Source organism: Mycobacterium sp. 852014-52450_SCH5900713, from assembly GCF_001667075.1.
GTDB lineage: Bacteria > Actinomycetota > Actinomycetes > Mycobacteriales > Mycobacteriaceae > Mycobacterium.
The window spans coordinates 13431-36783 of record NZ_LZIL01000010.1 but is presented as its reverse complement, the minus strand read 5'-3'; the positions used below and the strand labels follow the sequence as shown (position 1 = coordinate 36783).

The window sequence follows — 23353 nt, the reverse complement described above, 5'->3', positions numbered from 1 at the left end:
AACACCACCTGCACGTCCGGACACTGGGCGGCCGCGGAGGGGATGACCGAACCGGCGAGCGCCGACGCGCCGAGGCCCGACGCCGCAACTACTGCGGGGGCAAGGGAACGGATGATCATGCCGCGACTGATGCCCATAAGGGTGCCTCCCCAACTGCCAACGTGGTCAAAAATCCGCCATCGTTTCCTGTATACCGAGGTGCGTCGACAAGCGCCGGATGAGGGCCGCGTGTCGATGCACCGAAATGGCATCCATCCGAACGGCTGGGAGCCACGTAGCGAAAACCCCTGAGCCGTTGTCTGGGTGCCGTTTACCAAGGATAGCCGGGCCCCAATCGCAACGCTGCCGACACAGGACGGTGACGACATGGCCACGGGTGAAACCGGTTTCGAGGACGTGACTTTCGACGGGCCAGCCGCCCGATAAGGGACGCCCCGTCGCAGGTTCGGCTCTGCGGCAGCAGCTTTGGCGAAAAAATGGCCGTTAGCTCCGTCGCCCTCGTCGTCCCAACCGGTGCGCGCGGACGCCCAGGTACGACCAGCACCGAGGCGCCGACGCCGAAGCAACGGGTGGTTTGCCAAGCTACCCGGTTGATGTCAGTAGGGTCACACGCCGCCGACACGGTGTGCGTCTTGCACACAGGTTTATTAGAATTCCGTAAGGTTAGTGAGAGTTCTTTGTGTGTATGTACGCAGCGAGTAGCCACGGAGCAGGTTGTGAACACGGACCGTTTCGACGCCGTCATCGTAGGCGCGGGCTTCGGCGGCATAGGGGCCGCGATCCAGCTCAAACGCCTCGGATATGAAAACTTCGTCATCCTCGACCGCGAGGACGACCTGGGCGGCACCTGGCACGTCAACCACTACCCGGGCATCGCCGTCGACATCCCGTCGACCACGTACTCGTACTGGTTCGAACCCAAGCCCGACTGGTCGCGGCTGTTCGCGCCGGGCCGCGAGGTGAAACAGTACGCAGCGGACGTCGCCGACAAGTACGACGTGCGTCGCCACATGCGGTTCAACTCGACGGTGGAAGGCGCCCAGTGGGACGAGGACGCCGAAGTCTGGCGGGTGGCGCTGGCCGACGGCGAAACATTGGCGACCCGGTTTTTGATCACCGCGACGGGCTTCCTGTCGCAGCCGCGGATGCCGGACATCCCGGGGATTGCGAGCTTCGAGGGCAAGGTGGTCCACACCACCGCGTGGGACCACAACTTCCGGTACCGGGGGCGCCGGATCGCGGTCATCGGGACCGGGGCGTCCGCGGTACAGGTCATCCCGGAATTGGCCGAACGGGCTGCGGAACTGACCGTGTACCAGCGCACCGCGACCCACGTGCTGCCCAAGTTCGACTTCGGGTTCCCGCCCGCGGTGCGGCGCCTGTTTGCGCGGGTGCCGGTGGCGCAGCGCGGCCTGCGGTGGGTGACCGACGTCATCCTCGAGGTCATCATGATCGTCTGCGCGCTGCACGTCCGGGAGTTCCGCGGGCGGGGGAACATCTCCGCCGCCGACCTGGCCAAGATCAACCGGTTCCGGTGGATCCGGGACAAGGAAATGCGCGACAGGTTGACGCCGGACTACGACCTCGGCTGCAAGCGGCCAACCTTTTCCAACGAGTTCTACCGCGCGTTCAACCAGCCGCACGTACACCTGGAGACCAACTCCATCGCGCGGATCGATGCCGACGGCATCGTCACCGTCGACGGGCGCAAGACCGTCATCGACACCCTGGTGTTGGCGACCGGCTTTGACCTGTGGGAGGCCAACTTCCCGGCCATCGAGGTGGTCGGCCGCAAGGGGCGCAACCTGGGCAAGTGGTGGCGGGAGACCAGGTTCCAGGCTTACCAGGGCGTTACGATGCCGTACTTCCCCAATTACCTGAGCCTGGCCAGCCCGTTCGCCTTCTCCGGACTGTCCTTCTTCCACACCATCGAATACCAGATGCGGCACATGGACCGGTTGCTCGGCGAGGTCAAGCGCCGCGGTGCGACGACCTTCGAGGTCACCGAAGAGGCCATGGAAGATTTCATGGAGCGGATGACCAAACGGCTGGACAGCTCGGTGTTCTACTCCGGTAACTGCGCCAAGTCGCGGTCGTACTACTTCAGCCCCGGCGGTGAGGCATCGCTGCTGCGGCCGACGTCGACCTTGAACTCGGTGCGGGAAGCCGCCACGTTCCCGTTCAGCGATTACGCGATCGCCTAGCGCCACAATCGCCACACCAGCCCCGGCCCGGGAAGCGGTCCGCTGTTTGCCCGCCTCTGAGCGACAACTAGGGGGTGCCGCCGCATTGTCGCTGTGAGGCGGGCAAAGATCGCGCCACGGCTCGAAGAGGCTGGTGTGGCGAATGTGACTGCCGGGTGGGCCATTCCGCCCGTTACGCCGGCGGCATCAGCACCGTGTCGATCATGTACACCGTCGCGTTGGCGGTCGGCACGCCACCACAGACCAGACCAGCGCTGTTGACCTTGAGGCCGTTGCCCTGTCCGGTGACGGTCACGTTCGCGCCCTGAACGGTCTTGTGAGCGCCGGCGACCCTGGCCGGACTCAGCTGGCCCGGCACCACGTGATAGGTCAGGATGCTGGTCAGCAACCTGGAATCCGTCTTCAGCTCATCGATCGTCTGTGGCGGCAGCTTGCCGAATGCGGCGTCGGTCGGCGCGAAGACCGTGTACTGGCCCTTGTTCAGCGTGTCAATCAGGTTGACATTCGGGTTCAGCTTGCCCGACAGCGCCGAGGTCAGGGTGCTCAGCGCCGGATTGTTGGACGCCGCTACCGTCACCGGAACCTGCGACATCCCCTCCACTGACGCCGGGCCGCTGGGGTTGGCCGCCGCGTAGTCGGAGCAGCCGGGGCCCACCAGGTCGGCCGCCGCCGCCGTTGGAGCGGTCACCACGCCCAGACCCAGCATCGCCGCTACCGCGAAACCTTTCGCCGCCACCGACGTCCTGTGTGCATTCATCGCCTTCGACTCCTTTGGTTTGTCGGACATTTGACGAGTGATTCGGAGCCCGGGCACCTTCGGATTGGTGCGGGGTGGGATGTGTCAGCCGTAGGTGAACGAATACACCTGCAGCCCTTGGTCGGGGCGGACCTCGAGAGTCCCCGATTGCGGTTGCTCGCCGGCGACGATCTGGTGTGACGTCGGTGGCCCGCTGATGGGAATCGCGACGGATCGTCCGTCACGGGTGACCGTGAGGGACCCCGTGCCACCGACGACGATGTAGACGTTCTTGGCGTGGTAATTCAACTCGATGCTGGACTGGTTGCCGGCTGCGGTGGCGCCTTGGTAGTCCAGCGACCACGGGCCTTTCAGAGCGAAGCTATCGGCGGCCAGCGTGGGCGGATAGCCGAAAGTGGTTGTGCCTTCGTCGTATACCCCGCCGCCGCCATAGTTGACGACCTTCCCGACGCCAAAGTAGGTCTCGGGTGTGGTCTTGTCCGGTGGGGTTGAGCTGCTCGCATCTGAGGGGGGAGGCAGCTTGAGCCCGGGATGCGCCGCCACGAGCAGCTGCCTGATCAGGTCCTCGGTGACGTTGTAGTCGCCTTCGCCGAACTTGATGTGGCGCACCTGGCCGGCGGCGTCGATCAAATACTCCGCAGGCCAGTAACGGTTGCGGTAGTTCGTCCACGAGGAGTAGCCGTTGTCCAAGGCGATCGGGTACGTGACGCTCAGGTCGGCGGCCCCTCTGGCGACGTTGCCGGGCACCTGTTCGAACGAGTACTCCGGGGTGTGGACCCCGATGACCTCGAAACCGTCGCCCTGGTAGGCGTTGTACCAGTTGACGACGTGGTGGATGGCGCGTTGGCAGTTGATGCAGGAGTATGCCCAGAAGTCGATGAGCACGACCTTGCCGCGCAGGGACGCAAGTGTGATCGGTTGGTTGCCGGGAGTGTTCAGCCAACCGGCGATGCCCTTGAGATCGGGTGCCTGGCCGCAGTTTTCGAGCTCCCGACCGCCGTCACTGCAATTGGACAGCAGCGCGTTCTGGTCGTTCACGATGCCACCGAGGTTGAGCTTCTCCCGGACCGTGCGGTCGGCGGCCAACCGTTGTTGCAGCCCGCTGGTGTAGTCGGGAAGGGCGCGTTGGAGAGCCGCGGGAACATTGAACACCAGTCCGACCGCGAGCACGATCATCACGATCCCGGCCGCGACCCGGATCTGCCGCTGCCGCCGTCGAAACGCTCCCACCCGTTGGGCCACCCGATGGCCCGCCAACGCGAAGACCAACAACGGCAAGGCGGCGCCCAGCGCGAAGGTGCCAGTCAACACGACGGTGCGCAGGCCGAGGGGAGCCGTGGCGCCGGCCACCACAATCGCGGCGAGAATGGGCCCGGCGCACGGGACATACAGCACGCCCAGCGCCAGGCCGAGACCGAACCCGCCGCCACCAAACCCCAACTGCTTTTGCGGGATACGCGCGAACGGACGCTCCAGCAATTGCTCGACCCGCGGAAAGATCAGGTCGAGACCGATGGCAACCAAGACGACCAGGGCGACCCAGCGGATGGCGTCCTGCGGCAGGTGCACTAGCGACAGCAGTGTCGAGCCGGCCAGCGTGACCGCGGTGAAGCTGAGCACCAGACCGCCGATGACGAGGTAGGGGCGGGCACTGCGCGACGTGCGCCCCGGCCTGACCGCGACATCCACGCCTGCGCCGGAAACCGGTTGTGGGGCAGGGTCATCGGCGCGACCCTGCGCGCCGGCGAAGAAGATCACCGGCAGCACCGGCAGGATGCACGGCGATACGCCGGTGATGAGACCTCCGACGAAGCCGATCAGCGCAATGGTGAGCATGAAAGTCATTCGCTGCCAGGGGCGCCGCGGATCGGTTCCGCCGCAAAGAAAACAGCCCGGTCGAAGCCGGGCTGTTCATCCCTGATTCGCGGGCGGCTACTGGCCTGGGGGCATCAGCACCGTGTCGATCATGTACACCGTCGCGTTGGCGGTGTGCACCCCGCCGCACACCAGCCCGGCGTTGTTGACCTTGAGGTCGTTGCCCTGACCGGTCACGGTCAGCTTGGCGCCCTGCAGGGTCGTGTGGTCACCGTCGACCTTCATCGGGCTTGCCTGACCCTGCACGACGTGATAGGTCAAGATGCTCTTGAGCAGCTGCGAGTCCGTCTTGAGCTTGTCGATGGTGGCCGCCGGCAGCTTGTCGAACGCGGCGTTGGTCGGCGCGAAAACCGTGTACTGGCCGTTGTTCAACGTATCGACCAGGTTGACGTTCGGGTTCAGCTTGCCCGACAGCGCCGACGTCAGCGTGCTCAGCATGGGGTTGTTGGACGCCGCCGTGGCGACCGGGTCCTGAGCCATCCCGGCGACCGAGCCGGGGCCGCTGGGGTTCTGCTTGGCGTAATCGCCGCACCCCGCACCGATGAGGTCCGCCGCCGGATCGGCCGCGGCCGACGTCGTCGCCGGAGCCGCCATGCTGCTGGTGACTGTGGCCATGCTGCCGCTGGTCATCGGTTCGGATGCCGATTTGTTGTTCGAACACGCCGAAAAGCCAACTACCGCAATCGTCGCGAGCCCTGCCGCAGCGATTGTCCTGCCCCGAACGCTGATCATCGCGTTTGCACTCCTTCTCCATGGACGGCGTAAACCGCCGCCTTTCGACCGGACAGGAGTGATTCGGAGACGACGCGGCCGCGGACGGATTCGTTTTGAAATTCAGCCGAGGGGCAATGCGGCCAGGATCGTTCCGGTCGGCCGCGGCGACCCGGTACCGGGTTCGACGGTGAACGCCAGGGTGGTGGACGATCCGAGGTTGGTGAGCGTCGCGGTGGTCGACGGGGCCACCGCCGCGGTGCCCATCGTCCCGGCCGACGTCGGGCCCTTGTCGCTCAGCAACCACATTTGGTAGACGGTCCCCGGCTTCGGGGGCGGGACGTTGTTCATCACCAGCACACCGGCGTTGCGGTCGTGGGAAAAGACAACGGTGGCAGTGCCATTGCCGAGCGGGCCGGAGACGGTGCGCACGTCCGGGGCCGCGAAAACCTGCTCGGCGATGGTCGACGGCGGGTGCGGGCGCATCAGGATCCCCACGCCGAATGCGGCGGCGCCGACCACCACCGCTGCCGCCGCGGACGCCAAAACTGCGGTGCGCCAACCGTATTTGCGCTCGTCGCGGGCGGATATCGCCGCCAGCGTCGCGGCCCGCAGGCGCGCCGGCGGTTCGACGGCCGTCGTCGCCGAGACGACCGCCATCGTCTCGCGGATGGCACGGACTTCGTCGTCGAAGGCAGCCGCCACCGGTCGTGGCGCGGCCGCCACCCGCCGCTCGATTTCGGCGCGTTCCTCATCCGACACGGCATCCAACGCGTATGGCGTTGCGAGCTCGAGCAATTCGAATTCGTTCGGTTCGGTCATGGCACTTCCAGGCAGTTACGCAAGGCGCGCAGCGCGTCGCGCATGCGTGACTTGATCGTCGACAGATTCGCGGCCAGGCGGTCCGACACCTGGCTGTAGGTGAGCCCGTCGTAATAAGCCAACTGAATACACTCCCGCTGCGTGTCGGTCAACGCGCCCAGGCATTCGACGACGCGGCGGCGCTCGTCGCCGGCGATCGCCGAATCGGCGACGACGTCACTGGCGGGGTCGGCGCTGGCCGCGGCGTAGCGCGTATCCCGCCTGCCGGACGCCTCCTCGGTGCGCACCCGGTCGACCGCCCGTCGGTGCGCGATGGTCAGCAGCCACGACAGAGCCGAGCCTCTGCTGGCGTCGTAGCCCGGCGCCGTCCGCCACACCTCGCAGTAGATGTCCTGGGTGGTTTCCTCGCTGTAGCCGGAATCGCGCAGGACGCGCATGACCATTCCGTACACCCGACTTTTAGTGAGGTCGTAAACCGCGGCGAACGCGTCGCGGTCCCCGCGCGCGACCTTCTGCAGCAGCGCGTCCAGGTCCTTGCTGGGCGTGGGCGGTCCCGTCATCGATCGGTAGCCTAGCGCCAGGCAGCTGTCCACTCCCGTGATTCGTAGCCCAAGACCCCGCGGACGCTTCGGTCCGCTGTACTCGGCTAGATCAGTTGGGCCAGCGTGGTGACGACGATGAGGGCCAGCACGGCCGTCCCGATGATGTACACCTGGCGCCGGGGGGTGATCCGCATCGGCAGGGGCTGCCGCTGCAGCGTGCGTTGCCGGCGCACGGCGATCACGAACGTCGCGAGGGCCACGGCGCCGGCCAAAGCCGCGGGGATCACTGCCGTTGGCCCGACGGAACCGTGCAGGTTTTTGATCATCAGCAGGGCGCCGTTCGCCAGGAAGGCGAAGGACGTCCGCGTCCAGGCCAGCGTCGTCCGTTCGGCCTGACTGCCGCTCAACCGATGACCACCTTGACGATCACCAACGCGAGCGCGATGAGCCCCACCACCGTCAGACCGACGGCGAGGTAGGTCGGTGAGGGATGCCGGGGCAAGGGGGCGCCGCTGCGCATGGCGCGATCCGCCTGTTGCCAGCGCAGCAGCCCCATCCCGCTGGTGAGAATGGCCAGCAGTGCAAGGCCGACGCCGAGCACGCGGCGCGCGCCGGGTATCCCCAGCTCCGGGACCAGTTGCACGACGGCGACGGCCGCTGCGAGCAGGCCCAGCGCGGTGCGCTGCCAGGCCAAAAACGTCCGCTCGTTGGCGAAGGTGAGCCGGTAGTCGGGCTCGTGCTCGTCGGCGGAGTCGGCCACCAGGACATCGTAGATTCATCAGCGCCCGAGGTTGCATGATTGCGCGTGTGGTTAAGTCGCTGTTGTTCGACGTGCAGGGCACGGCGACGGACTTTCATTCGACCGTCTGCGACGAGGCGCGGCGGATCAGCGCCGGCCGCCACCCGGACGTCGATTGGCCCGACGTGGTGCGGCGTTGGCGCGCAGGCTACTTCACCGCGCTCGAGGACGCCCAAGCTCGGCAGACCGGATGGGTGTCGGTGCACTCGGTGTACCGGCGGGCGCTCGACGATTGCGGCGTCCCATTTTCGGACGCCGAACGCGACGAACTCACCCTGGTCTGGCGGCGGCTGAAGCCCTGGCCGGACGTGATGCCGGGGCTGACACGGCTTCGAACCGCGTACACGCTGGCCACCCTGTCCAACGCCGACGTGTCGACGGTCATCGAGATTTCCAAGCGCGCGGGCCTGCCCTGGGACGCCGTCTTCGCCGCGGAGATGGCCGGGGTGTTCAAGCCCGACCCGGCGATCTACCGGATGGCGGCCGGCTACCTGGGCCTGAGCCCCGACGAGATCATGATGGTGGCCAGCCACAAGTACGACATCCGCGCCGCGGCCCGGCTGGGCTTCCGGACCGCGTTCGTCGCTCGGCCGCTGGAGTTCGGCGTCGACGGCGAGGCCGACGTTGTCTATTCCGACGAGTTCGACGTCAACGCGTCCGACTTCCTCGACCTCGCACGGCAACTCGGCAGCTGATCAGCGGCGCGCGGACCCGGTCAGCGCCTGCCCGTTGGCCGACTGCAGCAGGCAGATCACGGTGCTGGGGGTGGGATTGGCCCCGGTGCGATCCTGATTCGAGTCGATCAGGTAGGTGATCGAAAACGGGCTGCCGGCAATGGGTCGGCCGGTATACGGGGCGAATCCGTCGTTGCAGTCCTTATTGGCGACGATGGCGACGGCCTTGTCCACGGCCATCGGGGCGCGCAGATACACCTCGGCCAAATGTGCTGTGGCACAATCAACCACGGTGACCGTCACGCGGCTCAGGTCGATCGGTGGCAGGTCGGCCACGCACTGGCCCGTCTGCAGGTCGATCCACTTCTCGGTGTGCGAGCCCGGCGGCGACGGCGCGGCGGTGGCCGTCGCGCACAAACCCAACATCGCCACGGCGGTCAGGCCGCCTAACGCATAAAGGCCACGCATGCAGTAAGTTTAGGCACTCACCAGCGTGGGGTCGGGCTTTTCCGAGGACATCGAGAGGAATCCGCGCGCGCAGCGCGCGGCCAGCAGCCAGTTCGCCGGCTTCTTCATGTCCAGGCCGCCGAGGAGCTGTTTGATCATGGTCAGCGTGTCGAAGTAAATGCGTTCGCAGACAAGCGTTTCGGCTTCGTCGAAGACGAAGTAGGCGGTCATGCGGACCCGGAACCGGCTGCCGGTGGGCGGAACCTTGCCCAGGTAACCGAGATGCGTGCCCATCAACCAGAACTCGACGATCACCGCGTCGGCGCTGTGCCGCAGCGCGATGATCTCGTGGTCCTGGTCGGGAAACGCGGTCCGCGTGTAGGTGTAGTAGTCGCGCACCGCGGCGTCGCCGTCGTGCACGATCATCTGCGGGATCAGCTCGTAGCGCGGATGCGGGAAGGTCGACAACACGTCGTCCCAGTCCTGGCGGACCTCGTCGTGGAAGTGGTCGAGCACGAGCTTCTCGCGGGCGGCCAGCACCTCCGCGGGCGGAAACGCGGGAATCGTCATGACGACTAGGTTAGGCCCGGAATTGATATCGCATGCGCTATCGAATTTCAAAGTGCGCACATGCTTCCGGACTGCGCGCTACCCCCGCGGCGGGGTCCAGGCGACCGGCAGGGCCTTGATGCCGTGGATGAATTGCGACAGCAGGCGCGCGGGTTCGTCGGTCGCGACGATGTCGGGTATCTCGCGGCGCAACTCGTCGAAGATCACCCGGATCTCGCGGCGGGCGAGGTTGGCGCCCAGGCAGAAATGCGCCCCGCCGCCACCGAAGCCGAAATGCGGGTTGGGGGTGCGCGCCACGTCGAACAGCCAGGGGTTGGCGAAAGTCGACTCGTCGCGGTTGGCCGAGTTGTACCACAGCACGGCCTTGTCGCCCTCCGCGAGCTTGGTGCCGCTCAGCTTGAAGTCGCGGGTCAGGGTCCGCCGCATGTAGACCACCGGCGAGGCCCACCGCACGATCTCCTCGACCGCCGTGGGCGCCAGCCGGTCGAAGTCGGCCCACCACTTGTCCCGTTCGTCGGGGTAGCGGGACAGGGCGAGCACGCCGTGGCTGATCGCGTTGCGCGTCGTCTCGTTGCCGGCCACCACCAGCAGGATGAAGAAGGACGCGATCTCGGCCGACGACAGCCGTTCGCCGTCGACCTCGGCTTCGACCAGGCTGGTGGTCAGGTCGTCATGGTGGTTGACGCGGCGGTCCTCGGCGAGCGCGGTGGCGTACGCCCCGATGTCCATCGAGATCTTGAGGAATTCGTCGAAGTCGGTGGTCAGGTCGGGGTCGCCGAACCCGAGAATCACGTTGGTCCAGTGGAAGATTCGCTGATGGTCTTCCTCGGGAATGCCCATCATGTCGCAGATGATCTGCAGCGGCAGCGGCCCGGCGAGCTCGGTGACCAGATCGGCTTCCCCATTGGGGTGATTGGTGATCAGCGACGAGACCAGCCGGCGGGCCCGCTCGCGTACCGACGCCTCGATGCGGGCCACCACCTTCGGGGTGAACGCGCGGCTGACGATCGAGCGCAGCCGCTGGTGCCGCGGATCGTCCAGCACGATCATCGAGCCGAAGTACTCGGCGATCTCGGGCGCGTTGTCGTTGACCGTGATGTTCGGGGTGCTGCTGAAGATCTCCGGATGACGGCTGGCGAAGTGAACGTCGTCGTGCTTGGTGAGCGACCAATACCCGTCGCCCGCCTCGAATCCCTCCATCTCGATCGCGGGCCAGAACGACAGCGGGGCCTCGCGGCGCAGGGTCGCGAAGGCCCCGTCGCGGAAGTCGTCGTCGAGACCCCAGAAGTCCAGTGAGTCGAGGTGAATATCGGAGAGGGGCACCTCGGGCGGTGGGGCCCCGTTGGTTCGCGTCGCGATACCCGTCTTGAGACTCACCGATTACCTCCTAGGAAACCGCTAGTGCGTACACACGGTCCTGCCACCGGCCGATTGCGCATCGGCGACCACATTGCCGTCGAGCAGGATGCGGCAGCGGATGGGGCCCACCCCCTGCGCGCTGATCACGTACACCTGGCCCCCGAACGAAGTGAATTCCGTCGACCAGGGCAGCGGCGCGTTGACCTGGTGGAGTTGACCGGTGTCCGTTTGATATACGAGGTACTGCGCGACGCCGGCACCGGTCACCTCGTAACGGGCGTGGGGCATCTCGGGGATCGCGTGGGCCACGCCGGGGATCGTCCCCGCGCAACCGACACCCACGGCGAACAGAATCGAAAGCCCGCGCACATGCTTCGTCATGATTTGCATCGTGTCACCACGCGCGGTGCTACGGAAGCTTTCCGCCCTAACGAAAGCCGTTCTAGTGTGAGTCCCACGGGGGCGGCTACGGAAAGGTGAGTATGTCGGAACACGGCTCGAAGCGTGTGGTGGTCTGGGGCACCGGCTTCGTCGGCAAGATGGTGATCGCCGAAATCGTCAAGCATCCGTTGTTCGAATTGGTGGGTGTGGGGGTAAGCAACCCCGACAAGGTTGGGCGCGACGTCGCCGACGTCTGCGGGCTGCCCGAGCCGACGGGCATCATCGCCACCGACGACGTCGACGCCCTGATCGCGCTGAAGCCCGATGCGCTGGTGCACTACGGCCCGACCGCGATGCACGCCAAGGAGAACATCGCGCTGATCACCCGCTTCCTGCGTGCGGGCATCGACGTGTGCTCGACGGCCATGACCCCGTGGGTGTGGCCGACCATGCACCTCAACCCGCCGCAGTGGATCGCGCCCATCACCGAAGCGTGCGAGCTGGGGGAGTCGTCCTGCTTCACCACCGGCATCGACCCCGGCTTCGCCAACGACCTGTTCCCCATGACGCTGATGGGCCTCTGCTCGGAGGTGCGCCGGGTGCGGGCCTCCGAACTGCTGGACTACACCAACTACGAAGGCGATTACGAAGTCGAGATGGGCATCGGCCGCGAGCCCGAATACCAGCCGCTGCTGGAAGACTCCAACATGCTGATCTTCGCGTGGGGCGCGACCGTCCCGATGATCGCCCACGCGGCCGGCATCATGCTCGACGAGATCACCACCACCTGGGACAAATGGGTGACGCCCACCGAACGCAACACCGTCAAGGGCGTCATCAAACCCGGACACGTGGCGGCCGTCCGATTCACGATCAACGGAATCTACAAGGGCGAGACCAGGATTCAGCTCGAACACGTCAACCGGATCGGCCTCGACGCCGCCCCCGACTGGCCCTCCGGCCACGACAACGACGTGTACCGGGTGGAGATCGAGGGCACGCCGAGCATCTTCCAGGAAACCGCGTTCCGGTTCACCGACGGCTCGGGCCGCGACGCGGCCACGGCCGGCTGCCTGGCGACCGGGATGCGTGCCCTCAACGCCGTGCCGGCCGTCAACGAGTTGCGGCCGGGCTGGGTCACGCCGCTTGACCTGCCGCTGATCGCCGGGGCGGGCAACATCCGGTGACCGGCGCACAGCCTGCACATAGGTGCCGCAGAGACTTGGTACAGGTTTTCGCGGCACACTTACGGCTAGCCTGGTTTGCGAGTTGCTGAAGTTGGGGTTGGGACATATGGCCAATGGAGCTGCGACCGCGCTGGGCCTGTCGATCGGCACCACCAACCTGGCGGCGGTCGCCGCCGAGAAGGCCATCACCCGCAGGCCCGTCCTGACGCTCTATCCGGAGCGCGCGCCGGAGGTCGGCATCCCCGCGGAAAATCCGCGGCTCAACCAGCCCGGCCTGGTGATCACCGGGTTCGTCAATCGCATCTCCGACCCCCGCGGCGTGGTGGCGGCCGACGGGTCGGTACACCGCAGCGAGGAATTGATCGCCGACGCCATGCGAGCGCTGGCCTACAGCGTGACCGGCGGGCGCACCCTGCCCGAGAGCGTCGCCGTCACCTATCCCGCCCACTGGCCGTCCCCGGCGGTCGACGCGGTGGGTACCGCGCTGAGCTCGGTGGCCGAATGGTCCAACCGGGCTCGGCCGCTGATGCTGATTCCCGACGCCGCGGCGACGCTGCTGGCGGTGCGAACCGCCCCCGGCATACCGGCCCACGGGACGGTGGCGGTGTGCGACTTCGGCGGCAGCGGCACCAGCGTCACGTTCATGCGCGCCGACGGCGACTATCAGGCGCTGGCCCCGACCCTGCGGCTGCACGATTTCTCCGGCGACCTGATCGACCAGGCGCTGCTGAGCGCCGTCATCTCCAACATGCCGAGCACCGCCGCGTTCGACCCGGCGGGCACCGTGGCGATCGGCTCGCTGAGCCGGCTACGCACCGCGTGCCGAGGCGCCAAGGAGGAGCTGTCCTCGAGCACTGCGACCACGGTGAGCGACGGGCTGACCGGCGAAGTGCGCGTCACCCGCGACGAGCTTGACGAGGCGATCCGCACCCCGCTGGACAAGTTCGTGGCCGTATTGGAAAGCACGTTGGCGCGCAACGGCATTCAGGACCTGGCAGCGGTGGTGTCCACCGGCGGTGGAGCGAACATCCCAGCCATCACCACCACGCTGTCGCAGTACTTCCGCGTCCCGGTCATCACCACGCCGCGCCCGCAGCTGACCGCGGCCATCGGCGCCGCGGTGCGGGCGGCTCATGGGCCCGGCGAGAGCGCCGTGACGGCGTCGGCGCCGGCCGCGCCCGCCACGGCGACCGCGCGGGCGGTTCCAGGCACCCGGTCGCCCGAGGCGACAGCGACGGCGCAGGCGGCACCCGCCTGGCCGACAGCGGGAGCCGCGCCCGTGCAGGCGTGGTCGCAGACCGGCAACCAATCGCAGGTGGCGCCCGCCCCGCAGGTGGAGCCCGCCGCCGCCGACGAACCGGCTGCCGATGCCGGGGGCGAGAAGCGCAAGCGCCGCCTGTTTCGCCTGCCGGTGATGGCGGCGATAGTGGGTGCGGCCGCGGGGGTGGCGCTCGTCGGGACCGCAGTCACGATCGGCCTGACTTCGGCGAACAAGACCGCGACGACCCCGGCGCCGGGCGTGACCAGCAGTCCGGTCCCCGCGCCGCCGGCCAACACCGCGACCGCTCAGGCGCCCCCGCCCAGCGAAGAGGCTCCCGCGCCTTCAACGACAACGCCGACGGATACCAATCCGCCCGCCCAGACCGAGACGCCGTCGACCAGCGCCCCGTCGGCGAAACCGCAGCATGCGCCGCCGCTCGCGGCCGCGCCCGTGCGTCCGGCGATCCCGCAGGTACCGGCCATCCCGCCGGTGCCCGGCGTGAACGAAGCCATCCCGGGGCTGGACCGGATCAATCAGATCATTCAAGGGATCGGGGGCGACTTGGGCATCAGCGGCCTCCCCCAATTGGGCTCTCAGCTGGGAACGACCCGCTAGGTCAATCCTTTTCGCCCTTGTTCTCCGCTTTTGCGGCCTCTTTGAGCTTCTCGTTCAGGGCCTTGTCCTTCTCGATCTGGTCCTTCAGAGCTTCCTCGTCGCGGCCCTCGTCCGCCTCGGCTTGGCCCTGGTCGGCCTTGCCTTGGTCATCGGAACCCGCGTTGTCGGGAACTTCGTGCCTGGGATTGCCGTCCTCGTCCAACCAGTCGTTGACCGCGGTGCCCGAAACGCTGCCGCCGGTGCCGGGCAGCACGATAGTGGCCTTTTCTTTGTAGGCCTCCATCATTTCGGCGGCCTTCTTTTTGTCGTCCTCGTCCGGCTCCGGCTTTTCCGTCAGCTTTTGATCGGTGTCCTGATCGGTGTGCTGATCAGTGTCCTGATCGGGTTCCTGATCGGCCGATTTATCGTCCTGCACGCTCATGCGTCTACCCCCTCGCCATCGCAGGTCGCGATTTGCAGGGGTTACCCGTTGCGGCGTTGTGTCGAAACTCTCACGACAGGGATCGTTCGCGCTTCACCAGCTCGACCAGCGCGAGAGGAATCCGCATCGGCTCGGGTGCGCTTGACAGGCTCGCCGCGACCGCGTCCTGAAGTTGGTCGACGAATTCGCCGGCCCGCCCGTCGCGCACCCCGTCATCCAGCCCGCGCACCAGCGCGGGGAACAGCGCCGCGCGGGCGAATGCCGCCCACTGCGCGCCGAAGGCCTCGGCGTCGCGGTCCGCCTGGAACCGAATCCAGAAGCGATCCTCGGCGTTGAACGTCTCGAGATGGTCGATGGTCAGGCCCTCGAAGCGTCCGCTGGGCGCGAACGGGGCGCGAAAGTCCTTCTCGCTGCGGGCGAAAGTGGGAATGGTCATCCGGCGCAGCTCCTCCTGGCGCAGCAGGCCGTCGCGGACCTGTGCATGCAGCGCCTCGAGCATCGCGTCGAGCAGCGTCGGGAAGCCCGATGTGCCGTCCTGGTCGAGGGCGATCGTCATCACCACCAGCCGCCCGTCGGGGGCCAGTTCGCGGCCGCGGAACGCCACGAAGTTGTGCCAGTCCAGGGCCGCCCGCTGGGTGTACGCCGCGCGCGCGGCGTCGTCGTGGCTGTAGGAGATGTGCAGGTGATCGTGCACCTCGGCGGGCATCGTGCTCAGCCACTGCGCCGCCCACGACGACCAGCCCAGGTTCACGGTCTTGGACGGCACGATCTGGTCGTAGAACGACCGGCCGATCGACGATGCGAACGTCGCCGCATCCAGGTGCAGGTAGCTCTCCGGGTCGTCGGACAGGGTGCGAAACAGCGCCGAGAAGTCATTGTCGGGAATGTCGGTGTGCGCCACCAGGATTGCGTGGTCGTTTTGGGTGCGCCGACGCAGGAGCGCGATCGCCGCCGACATCGGCTTGAGCGAATTGTGTCCGTTGGCGCAACCGTAATCGGCGATGACGATGGGCTGCGGGGGCTTGGGCAGCGGCACCTGCTCGGCGGCTCGCTCGAACAACGCGATGGCCGGGCCTAACCCGGCGGCCTGCAGCCGCGACGACTGGGTATAGACGGGCTCCGGCCGGACCACAATGCTCGATTCGGGCATCCGAGGCTCAGGCCGCATGTCCCAACGATAGTCGTCAGGCCGGCTTCGGGTAGCTGACGCCGGTGAGCTGCTCGGAGAGCTCCCAAAGTCGTTGGCAGTCAGCCTCGTTGCGGGCGGGCGCGGGCACCTTGGCCAGCCGCACCCCGCCGCCGGCGGCCTCGTAGAAGCCGCGGGGCCCGTAGAACGCGCCGCCCGGGGCGTGCGGCGCGGCGGCCGCGTACAGCGCCGGGAGGATGCCCTCGTCGATCTCCTGCCACAAAAACGGCGTGAAGCGCCAGGACGCCTTGTACAGCCGCTCCATCAGAGCGGGCTTTTCGCGCCCGTGCGAGGGTCCGGCGATCTGCAGGTTGGTCTTGGTCAGGCCGGGGTGCGCGGCGTTGGACATGATGCCCCAGCCGGCCGCCCGGCTGCGCCGGTCCAGCTCGAGGGCGAACATCAGCACCGCCAGCTTCGACTGGCCGTAGGCCGACATGGCCGCGTAGGACTTCTCGAACTGCGGGTCGTCGAAGTGGATCTTGCCGCTTTGGCGGGCGGCCAGGCTGCTGAGCGAGACCACGCGCGCTTTGCCCGCCGCGCGCAGCAGCGGCAGCACGTGCCCCGTCAGGGCGAAGTGCCCGAGATGGTTGCTGCCGAACTGCAATTCGAAACCGTCGGCGGTGGTGTCGCGTTCCGGCGGGGTCATGACGCCGGCGTTGTTGATCAGGATGTCGATGGGGCGGCCCTCGGCGTTGAGTTGTTCACCCAGCGCAGCGACCGAGGCCAGCGACGACAGGTCCAGCGACTTGATGGCCAGCTTGGCGTCGGGGACCGTGTCGCGGATTTCCGCGATCGCCTTCTCCCCTTTGCCGCGGTTGCGGATCGCCATGACGACGTCGGCGCCGGCGGCGGCGAGCCGCCGGGCCAGGCCGAACCCCAGGCCGCTGTTGGCGCCGGTGACGATTGCCAGCTTGCCCGACAGGTCGGGCACCGTGGCGACAAGATCGTTGGCCATGCGTATCGCTCCCTTCGAGTGCGCCCCGTCATAGTGTGCTCTTTGTGCCGGCTCGTCGACAGCGCATCCGTGGCTGGGCGGCCGCGTTGGTCGTGGGCGCGCTGCCCGCGCTCGCCTTTCCCGCGCCGTCGTGGTGGTGGCTGGCCTGGTTCGGCCTGGTGCCGCTGCTCCTGTTGGTGCGGGCCGCGCCTTCCGGATGGGAGGCGTGCGTGCGGGCGTGGCTCGGCGCCGCCGGATTCGTGCTGGCCACCCAGTACTGGCTGCTGACGTTCGTCGGCCCGTTGCTCGCGGTGATCGCCGTCGGTTTCGGTGCGCTCTGGCTGCCCTGGGGGTGGTTGACGCATCGATTGCTGTCCGGGCCCGTCGGCCCGGCGCGGACGGTTTCCGCGGTGGTGGTGTTGCCCAGCGCGTGGGTGGCCGCCGAGGCCGTGCGGTCGTGGCCGCCGCTGGGTGGCCCGTGGGCGTCGCTGGGCGCGTCGCAGTCCGCCCAGCCCGTCACGCTGGCCTCGGCATCCTTGGGAGGGGTGTGGCTGACGAGTTTCCTTGTGGTGGCGGCCAATACGGCTCTGGCGGGCGTGGTGGTGCACCGCGACGCTTCGGGCCGGCTCGTCGCGCTGGGGTGCGCGGTGGCCTGCGCGGCTCTCGGTCCGGCCTGGTACCTGCTGGGCCCGTCGCCCGCCGGCGGCGCCACGGTGCGGGTGGCCCTGGTACAGCCGGGCGACATCGCCGACTCGGGCGCCCGCCAGGCCGCCGCCGAGGAGCTCACCGCTTCGGTTGCGGGTCAGCGCCCGGACTTGGTGGTCTGGGGGGAAAGCACCGTGGGCTCCGATCTCGCCGGCCACCCGGAGGTGTTGGCGCGGCTCACCGAGCTATCGCGGCGGGTGGGGGCTGATTTGTTGGTCAACGTCGACGCGCCCGCGCCCGGCGGCGGGATCTACAAGTCGGCGGTGCTCATCGGGTCGGGTGGATCGTTGGGCACGTACCGGAAGACCCGGCTGGTGCCGTTCGGCGAATACGTCCCGCTGCGACCGCTTTTCGGCTGGATCACCCGCCACAGCAGGGCCGCGGCCGAGGACCGGCAACGTGGGACCGGGCCCGTGGTGTTGCACGCCGGCGCACTGGGAATCGGCCCGTTGATCAGCTACGAGACCCTGTTCTCGGACCTGGCCCGCCGGGAAGCGCGACTCGGTGCGGAGCTGTTGGTGTACCAGAGCTCCACGTCGTCATACCAGGGGACCTGGGCGCAGCCACAGCTGGCCGCCCAGGTGGCGGTGCGCGCCGTCGAGGCGGGCCGCCCGGCCGTGCACGCCGGATTGTCCGGCGACAGTGCGGCGTTCGACGCGCGAGGCCACCGACTGGCGTGGTACCCGTCGGACTTCCGGGGCGTGACCGTGGTGAGCGTGCCGTTGGGTTCGCGTGTCACGCCCTACCAGCTGCTGGGGGACTGGGTGCCGATGCTGGCCTTCGTCGCCGTCGGCATTGCGCTGGCGCGCTGGCAGCGCCCGGCCCGCGGTGCCACACTGCTCGGATGAGCAGCCGACGGGTCGCGAAGATTTCGCTGGCCGCCGCCGTCACGCTGATGGCCGTGTCGGTGGGCGGCTTCATCGTCGCCCTGGTGCTCAATGCGTTCTTCCTGGACAAGTACAACGCCTACGGCGAGGTGCCGGTCCCGGGCTCCGGCAGCCTCGACCTGCCCGCCGGTGACGTCACCATCAGCCTGCACACCGTCGTCATCAGCAGTCCCGACCGCGGGCTACCCGTGCCTCCGCTGGGGGTCACCCTCGCGCCGCCCGACGGCGTGGCGCAGCCCGTGGTGACCGAAAACATCGGCAGCACAACGACGGTCAACAACGACGCGCACGTGCGGGTATGGGTGGCTCGGATTGCGGCCGGCGGCACCTACAACATCACGACCGACGGGCAGGTCAACGGCTATATCAACCCGCGACTGGCCTTCGGGCACAAGAGTTCCGTGGGCTTTTTGGTGTGGTTGTTCGTCGGGCTGTTCGTGGTGGGGCTGGTCGATTCGATCATGTCCGGTTTGTGGTTGGGCCGTACGCGGCGCCGCGCGGTGGTGGCCGCGAATCTGCCGCAACCGTGATGCGCGCTGGTCTCGGACCAATCGACGACTCTCGTTTTTGATATCGCCCGCGATATCAAAAACGGGGACCGTGTGGTGGTCCGGGCCTGGTGCTGGTGTGGCGGATGTGGCCGCACGGGCCTGGGCACGGCCGCACGAGCCCGACGCGGCTCAGTCGCCGCGGGCCACCCACTCCTCGTAGTGGACGATCTCGTCGCCGATGGTGGTGCTGTCGCCGTGGCCGGTGTGCACCACCGTCTCACCGGGCAGCTTGCCCAGCCGCTCGGAGATGGACTGCAGGATCGTCGGGAAGTCCGAATACGAGCGGCCGGTCGCGCCCGGGCCGCCGGCAAACAGCGTGTCGCCGCTGAACACGACGCCCAGGTCATGCGAATACCAACACACCGATCCGGGGGAATGGCCCGGGGTGTGTAGCGCCCGTAGCTCGGTCCCTCCGACGCTCAGCGTCTCGCCATCGGATAGCGGGCGAAACTCGTTGTCCGGATGGGTCATTCGCCACAGCACCTCGTCGGCGGGATGCAGCAGCACCGGCGCGTCGAGCGTCTTGCCGAGTTCCGGCGCGACCGTCACGTGGTCGTTGTGACCGTGCGTGCACACCACCGCGACCACATGGCGGCCATCCACGGCCTCGACGATCGGCCCCGCGTCGTGGGCGGCGTCGAACACCACCACGTTGGAGTTGTCGCCGATCAGCCAGATGTTGTTGTCGACTTCCCAACTGCCGCCGTCGAGTTCGAAGGTGCCGTGGGTGACCACCCGCTCGATGTTCACCATCAGAGCACCACCACCGAACGTAACACCTTGCCTCCGTGCATCTTGTGAAAAGCCTCCTCGACGTCGTCTAGCCCGATTCGCTCGGAGACAAACCTCTCCAGGGGCAGCCGGCCCTGGAGGTAGAGGTCGATCAGGGTGGGGAAGTCCCGTTCGGGCAGGCAATCGCCGTACCACGACGACTTCAGCGACCCGCCGTGGCTGAAGAAGTCGATCAGCGGCATGTCGAGCTTCATGTCGGGCGTCGGAACACCCACCAGCACAACGGTTCCCGCGAGGTCGCGGGCATAGAAGGCCTGCTTCCAGGTTTCGGGCCGGCCGACGGCGTCGATCGCGACGTTGACCCCGAACCCGTCGGTGAGGTCCTGGATCGCCTCCACGACGTCGGCCTGGCGGGCGTTGACGGTGTGGGTGGCGCCGAACTCGCGGGCCCAGTCCAGCTTGGTGTCGTCGGTGTCGACGGCGATGATGCGCCGGGCCCCGACCAGCGCGGCGCCGGCGATCGCGGCATCGCCGACGCCGCCGCAGCCGATCACCGCGACGGTGTCGTCGCGGGTGACACCGCCGGTGTTGATCGCCGCGCCGATCCCGGCCATCACCCCGCAGCCGAGCAGGCCCGCGACAGCAGGGTCGGCGGCGGGATCGACCTTGGTGCATTGGCCGGCGTGCACCAGCGTCTTGTCGGCGAACGCCCCGATGCCCAGGGCGGGCGTGAGTTCCGTGCCGTCGGTCAGCGTCATCTTCTGCGCGGCGTTGAAGGTGTCGAAGCACAGGTGCGGGCGGCCGCGCTTGCAGGCCCGGCACTGGCCGCAGACCGCGCGCCAGTTCAGGATGACGAAGTCACCTGGCTCGACCGCGGTCACGCCGGGGCCGACCGCCTCGACCCGGCCGGCCGCCTCGTGGCCGAGCAGGAAGGGGTACTCGTCGTTGATGCCGCCCTCGCGGTAGGTCAGGTCCGTGTGGCACACCCCGCAGGCGATGATGTCGACCAGGGCCTCGCCGGGCCCGGGGTCCGGGACGACGATGTCCACCAGCTCGACGGGTTCGCCCTTCTTTCGTGAAATCACGCCGCGCACTGTCTGACTCATGGCCACCAACCTACGGTGTAGCGTCGCTGGGCATGACGGCAGCCGAGACCGCTTCCGAAACGTCCGAAGAATTCAGCGAACGAATCGCGGCGGCCATCGACGGCGCCAGCCTGACGCTGCTGCTGAGCATCGGGCACCAGACCGGGCTGCTCGACACGATGGCGGGGCTGGCTTCCGCCACCAGCGCGCAGATCGCCGAAGCGGCCGGCCTCAACGAGCGCTACGTGCGCGAGTGGCTGGCCGGCATGACGACCGGGCGCGTCGTCGACTACGACCCCGACTCCGCCACCTACTCGCTGCCCGCGCACCGCGCGGGCGTGCTGACCCGGGCGGCCGGGCCGGACAACCTGGCCCTGGTGGCCCTGTTCGTCCCGCAGCTCGCCGAAGTCGAACAGAAAATCATCGGTTGCTTCCGCGAGGGCGGCGGCCTGCACTACGGCGAGTTCCCCCGGTTCCACGCGCTGATGGCCGAGCAGAGCGGCGTGGTGTACGACAACGCTTTGGTCGATGTGGTGCTGCCGCTGGTCGACGGTCTCGTCGAACGCTTGCGCTCGGGAGCCGACGTGGCGGATTTCGGCTGCGGCAGCGGCCACGCGGTCAACGTGATGGCGCGGGCGTTTCCGGCCAGCCGCTTCACCGGAATCGACTTCTCCGACGAGGCGATCGCCGTCGGCGCCCGCGAGGCGGCCGACCTCGGTCTGTCGAACGCGACCTTCGAAAGCCACAACCTGGCGGAGCTGGACAAGTCGGACGCCTACGACGTGATCACCGTGTTCGACGCCATCCACGACCAGGCCCACCCGGCGCGGGTGTTGGAGAACATCCACCGCGCCCTGCGTCCCGGCGGCGTGCTGCTGATGGCCGACATCAAGGCGTCGAGCCGGCTCGAGGACAACGTCGGCATCCCGATGAGCACCTACCTCTACACCACGTCGCTGATGCACTGCATGACGGTGTCGTTGGCGCTGGACGGCGCCGGGCTGGGCACCGCCTGGGGGACACAGCTGGCCACCGCGATGCTGGGCGATGCCGGGTTCGACGACGTGCAGGTGGCCGAGATCGAGTCGGACCCGATCAACAACTACTACATCGCCCGGAAGTGATGGCGGCACTCGACGCGCTGGCTGATTGGCCGGTCGAGGCGGCCGCCGCGGCGGTGATCGGACCCGATGGGGTGCTGGCCGGCCACGGCGACACCGAGCGGGTGTTCGAGCTTGCTTCGGTGACCAAGCCGCTGGTGGCCCGCGCCGTGCACGTGGCCGTCGAAGAGGGTGTCGTCGACCTGGACACCGCCGCCGGCCCGCCGGGCGCCACGATCCGCCACCTGCTGGCGCACGCGTCGGGCCTGGCCCTGCACAACGATCACGTGCTGGCCGCCCCCGGGGCGCGGCGCATCTACTCCAACCACGGCTTCACCGTGCTCGCCCAGGTCGTGGAGCGCGAATCCGGCATCGAGTTCGGGCGCTACCTGGCCGAAGCGGTCTGCGAACCCTTGGGCATGGCCGCCACCCGGCTGGACGGCGGCGCGCCGGCCGCCGGGTTCGGGGCGACGTCCACGGTGGCGGACCTGGCGGCTTTCGCCGTCGACCTGCTGCGACCGTCGACCGTCTCGGCCGAACTGCACGCCGAGGCGACTGCGGTGCAATTTCCCGGTCTGGACGGGGTGTTGCCCGGCTACGGTGTGCAGCGACCCAACGACTGGGGGCTGGGTTTCGAGATCCGGGACGCCAAATCGCCGCACTGGACCGGCGCCCGCAATTCGCCGCGAACGTACGGCCATTTCGGGCAGGCGGGCGGTTTCATCTGGGCGGATCCCGAACGTGACCTGGCGCTGGTGGTCCTCACGAACCGCGATTTCGGGGAGTGGGCGCTGCGGCCCTGGCCTGCGATTTCCGACGCCGTGATCGCCGAATATGGCTAATGGAAAATGCACACTAGCGCAACACGGGCATCACAAGGCACAATAGACACGCACGACACACAAATAGTTAGCAGATCCTGCTTGTAGGTCCGCCAGGTCGTTGGGGAAGACGTCCCTCGCGGAACCGAAGGAGCAGGATATGCGTGCGTCGAATCAATTCGCCGACGTGACGACTGGCGTGGTGTACGTGCACGCCTCGCCGGCAGCGGTATGCCCGCATGTCGAGTGGGCGTTGTCGTCGACCCTTGGGGCGAAGGCGAACCTCACCTGGACGCCGCAGCCGGCCATGCCCGGACAGCTGCGCGCGGTCACCAACTGGGTCGGGCCGGTCGGCACCGGCGCCAGGCTGGCCAACGCCTTGCGCTCCTGGTCGGTGCTGCGGTTCGAGGTCACCGAGGACCCCAGCCCCGGAGTGGACGGCCAGCGATTCAGCCACACCCCGCAGCTCGGCCTGTGGAGCGGGGCGATGAGCGCCAACGGCGACGTCATGGTCGGGGAGATGCGGCTGCGCGCGCTGATGGCGCAGGGCGCCGACACCCTGGCCGCCGAGCTGGACACAGTGCTGGGAACGGCGTGGGACGACGCCCTGGAGTCGTACCGCGACGGCGGCGAGGTCGGCGAGGTGACCTGGCTCAGCCGGGGAGTCGGCTAGGCGCGTTTCGACGTCTGGAGGGCAATAGGCGACCCTCGAATTTGATAGCGCAGG

25 protein-coding genes and 1 pseudogene are annotated in these 23353 nt (G+C 67.9%); 9 read left to right on the top strand and 17 right to left on the bottom strand.

All coding sequences use genetic code 11. The features are described from left to right. Positions 1–137 (bottom strand): annotated as a pseudogene (locus A5773_RS26410) (cutinase family protein); the annotation flags it as partial. A gap of 579 nt (positions 138–716) precedes the next feature. On the opposite strand from A5773_RS26410, the gene A5773_RS03740 reads away from it, so the two are divergent. Continuing rightward, entirely contained in the window at positions 717–2204 is a 1488-nt protein-coding gene (locus tag A5773_RS03740) for an NAD(P)/FAD-dependent oxidoreductase (protein ID WP_066949604.1), read from the top strand. 172 nt (positions 2205–2376) lie between these two features. Here the strand turns inward: A5773_RS03740 and A5773_RS03735 are convergent, their stop codons facing one another. The 7 genes from A5773_RS03735 to A5773_RS03705 all read right to left on the bottom strand — a co-directional run bounded on the left by A5773_RS03735 (position 2377) and on the right by A5773_RS03705 (position 7671). Then, a complete protein-coding gene (locus tag A5773_RS03735; RefSeq protein WP_232001792.1) occupies positions 2377–2910 on the bottom strand; it encodes a fasciclin domain-containing protein in 534 nt (177 codons plus the stop codon). A gap of 135 nt (positions 2911–3045) precedes the next feature. Continuing rightward, positions 3046–4797: a cytochrome c biogenesis protein CcdA gene (locus tag A5773_RS03730; protein ID WP_067789514.1), complete on the bottom strand. Its 1752-nt coding sequence runs from the start codon at positions 4795–4797 to the stop codon at positions 3046–3048. Between the two features lie 96 nt (positions 4798–4893). Continuing rightward, the gene (locus A5773_RS03725; RefSeq protein ID WP_066949607.1) at positions 4894–5568 is read right to left on the bottom strand and encodes a fasciclin domain-containing protein; all 675 of its coding nucleotides are present in this window, start codon (positions 5566–5568) and stop codon (positions 4894–4896) included. 102 nt (positions 5569–5670) lie between these two features. Beyond that, positions 5671–6369 carry an anti-sigma factor gene (locus tag A5773_RS03720; RefSeq protein WP_067789503.1) on the bottom strand — a complete coding sequence of 233 codons (699 nt, stop codon included), beginning with the start codon at positions 6367–6369 and terminating at the stop codon, positions 5671–5673. Next, complete coding sequence (locus A5773_RS03715; protein ID WP_067789505.1) at positions 6366–6929, bottom strand: sigma-70 family RNA polymerase sigma factor; 564 nt, start codon at positions 6927–6929, stop codon at positions 6366–6368. The genes A5773_RS03720 and A5773_RS03715 overlap by 4 nt, the downstream gene beginning before the upstream one ends. Positions 6930–7015: 86 nt before the next feature. Next, on the bottom strand, positions 7016–7318 hold the full coding sequence (locus tag A5773_RS03710) for a DUF202 domain-containing protein (RefSeq protein WP_066949621.1): 303 nt from the start codon (positions 7316–7318) through the stop codon (positions 7016–7018). Further along, positions 7315–7671, bottom strand: a complete 357-nt coding sequence (locus A5773_RS03705) for a YidH family protein (RefSeq protein ID WP_082948078.1) — start codon at positions 7669–7671, stop codon at positions 7315–7317. The genes A5773_RS03710 and A5773_RS03705 overlap by 4 nt, the downstream gene beginning before the upstream one ends. Positions 7672–7706: 35 nt before the next feature. Between A5773_RS03705 and A5773_RS03700 the strand changes: the two genes are divergently transcribed. Beyond that, on the top strand, positions 7707–8405 hold the full coding sequence (locus tag A5773_RS03700; protein WP_067789501.1) for a haloacid dehalogenase type II: 699 nt from the start codon (positions 7707–7709) through the stop codon (positions 8403–8405). Here the strand turns inward: A5773_RS03700 and A5773_RS03695 are convergent, their stop codons facing one another. The 4 genes from A5773_RS03695 to A5773_RS03680 all read right to left on the bottom strand — a co-directional run bounded on the left by A5773_RS03695 (position 8406) and on the right by A5773_RS03680 (position 11141). Beyond that, positions 8406–8852 carry a hypothetical protein gene (locus A5773_RS03695; RefSeq protein WP_067789499.1) on the bottom strand — a complete coding sequence of 149 codons (447 nt, stop codon included), beginning with the start codon at positions 8850–8852 and terminating at the stop codon, positions 8406–8408. A gap of 9 nt (positions 8853–8861) precedes the next feature. Continuing rightward, positions 8862–9401 carry an ester cyclase gene (locus tag A5773_RS03690; RefSeq protein ID WP_066949637.1) on the bottom strand — a complete coding sequence of 180 codons (540 nt, stop codon included), beginning with the start codon at positions 9399–9401 and terminating at the stop codon, positions 8862–8864. 78 nt (positions 9402–9479) lie between these two features. After that, entirely contained in the window at positions 9480–10778 is a 1299-nt protein-coding gene (locus tag A5773_RS03685) for a cytochrome P450 (RefSeq protein ID WP_067789497.1), read from the bottom strand. A gap of 21 nt (positions 10779–10799) precedes the next feature. Further along, positions 10800–11141: an MmpS family transport accessory protein gene (locus tag A5773_RS03680; protein ID WP_197505481.1), complete on the bottom strand. Its 342-nt coding sequence runs from the start codon at positions 11139–11141 to the stop codon at positions 10800–10802. 101 nt (positions 11142–11242) lie between these two features. Between A5773_RS03680 and A5773_RS03675 the strand changes: the two genes are divergently transcribed. Both A5773_RS03675 and A5773_RS03670 read left to right on the top strand, forming a co-directional pair. After that, complete coding sequence (locus A5773_RS03675; protein WP_067789494.1) at positions 11243–12328, top strand: dihydrodipicolinate reductase; 1086 nt, start codon at positions 11243–11245, stop codon at positions 12326–12328. Between the two features lie 106 nt (positions 12329–12434). Continuing rightward, positions 12435–14204 carry an Hsp70 family protein gene (locus A5773_RS03670; protein ID WP_067789491.1) on the top strand — a complete coding sequence of 590 codons (1770 nt, stop codon included), beginning with the start codon at positions 12435–12437 and terminating at the stop codon, positions 14202–14204. Position 14205: 1 nt separating this feature from the next. Here A5773_RS03670 and A5773_RS03665 read toward each other — a convergent pair whose 3' ends face one another. The 3 genes from A5773_RS03665 to A5773_RS03655 form a co-directional block, all read right to left on the bottom strand. Beyond that, complete coding sequence (locus tag A5773_RS03665; protein WP_066949654.1) at positions 14206–14625, bottom strand: hypothetical protein; 420 nt, start codon at positions 14623–14625, stop codon at positions 14206–14208. A 70-nt stretch (positions 14626–14695) separates the two neighbouring features. Beyond that, positions 14696–15793 carry an SAM-dependent methyltransferase gene (locus A5773_RS03660; RefSeq protein WP_067789488.1) on the bottom strand — a complete coding sequence of 366 codons (1098 nt, stop codon included), beginning with the start codon at positions 15791–15793 and terminating at the stop codon, positions 14696–14698. Between the two features lie 16 nt (positions 15794–15809). Continuing rightward, positions 15810–16766 carry an SDR family oxidoreductase gene (locus A5773_RS03655; protein ID WP_067789484.1) on the bottom strand — a complete coding sequence of 319 codons (957 nt, stop codon included), beginning with the start codon at positions 16764–16766 and terminating at the stop codon, positions 15810–15812. Between the two features lie 44 nt (positions 16767–16810). Between A5773_RS03655 and lnt the strand changes: the two genes are divergently transcribed. Together lnt and A5773_RS03645 are read left to right on the top strand one after the other, a co-directional pair. After that, positions 16811–18298, top strand: a complete 1488-nt coding sequence (gene lnt / locus A5773_RS03650; protein ID WP_369817309.1) for an apolipoprotein N-acyltransferase — start codon at positions 16811–16813, stop codon at positions 18296–18298. Next, positions 18295–18867, top strand: coding sequence for a hypothetical protein (locus A5773_RS03645; RefSeq protein WP_066949669.1), 573 nt, complete (start codon positions 18295–18297; stop codon positions 18865–18867). Before lnt ends, A5773_RS03645 begins: the two co-directional genes overlap by 4 nt. Positions 18868–19017: 150 nt before the next feature. Here A5773_RS03645 and A5773_RS03640 read toward each other — a convergent pair whose 3' ends face one another. Both A5773_RS03640 and A5773_RS03635 read right to left on the bottom strand, forming a co-directional pair. Next, complete coding sequence (locus A5773_RS03640; RefSeq protein ID WP_067789480.1) at positions 19018–19641, bottom strand: MBL fold metallo-hydrolase; 624 nt, start codon at positions 19639–19641, stop codon at positions 19018–19020. Continuing rightward, positions 19641–20726 carry an S-(hydroxymethyl)mycothiol dehydrogenase gene (locus tag A5773_RS03635; RefSeq protein WP_066949677.1) on the bottom strand — a complete coding sequence of 362 codons (1086 nt, stop codon included), beginning with the start codon at positions 20724–20726 and terminating at the stop codon, positions 19641–19643. The genes A5773_RS03640 and A5773_RS03635 overlap by 1 nt, the downstream gene beginning before the upstream one ends. Before the next feature lie 32 nt (positions 20727–20758). Between A5773_RS03635 and A5773_RS03630 the strand changes: the two genes are divergently transcribed. The 3 genes from A5773_RS03630 (at position 20759) to A5773_RS03620 (ending at position 23299) form a co-directional block, all read left to right on the top strand. Beyond that, entirely contained in the window at positions 20759–21829 is a 1071-nt protein-coding gene (locus A5773_RS03630) for a class I SAM-dependent methyltransferase (RefSeq protein WP_067789477.1), read from the top strand. Further along, positions 21829–22647 (top strand): serine hydrolase, encoded by an 819-nt coding sequence (locus A5773_RS03625; RefSeq protein WP_067789473.1) that lies wholly within the window; start codon positions 21829–21831, stop codon positions 22645–22647. The genes A5773_RS03630 and A5773_RS03625 overlap by 1 nt, the downstream gene beginning before the upstream one ends. A 139-nt stretch (positions 22648–22786) precedes the next feature. Continuing rightward, the gene (locus tag A5773_RS03620; protein WP_066949688.1) at positions 22787–23299 is read left to right on the top strand and encodes a DUF3145 domain-containing protein; all 513 of its coding nucleotides are present in this window, start codon (positions 22787–22789) and stop codon (positions 23297–23299) included. The last annotated feature ends 54 nt before the right edge of the window (positions 23300–23353 follow it).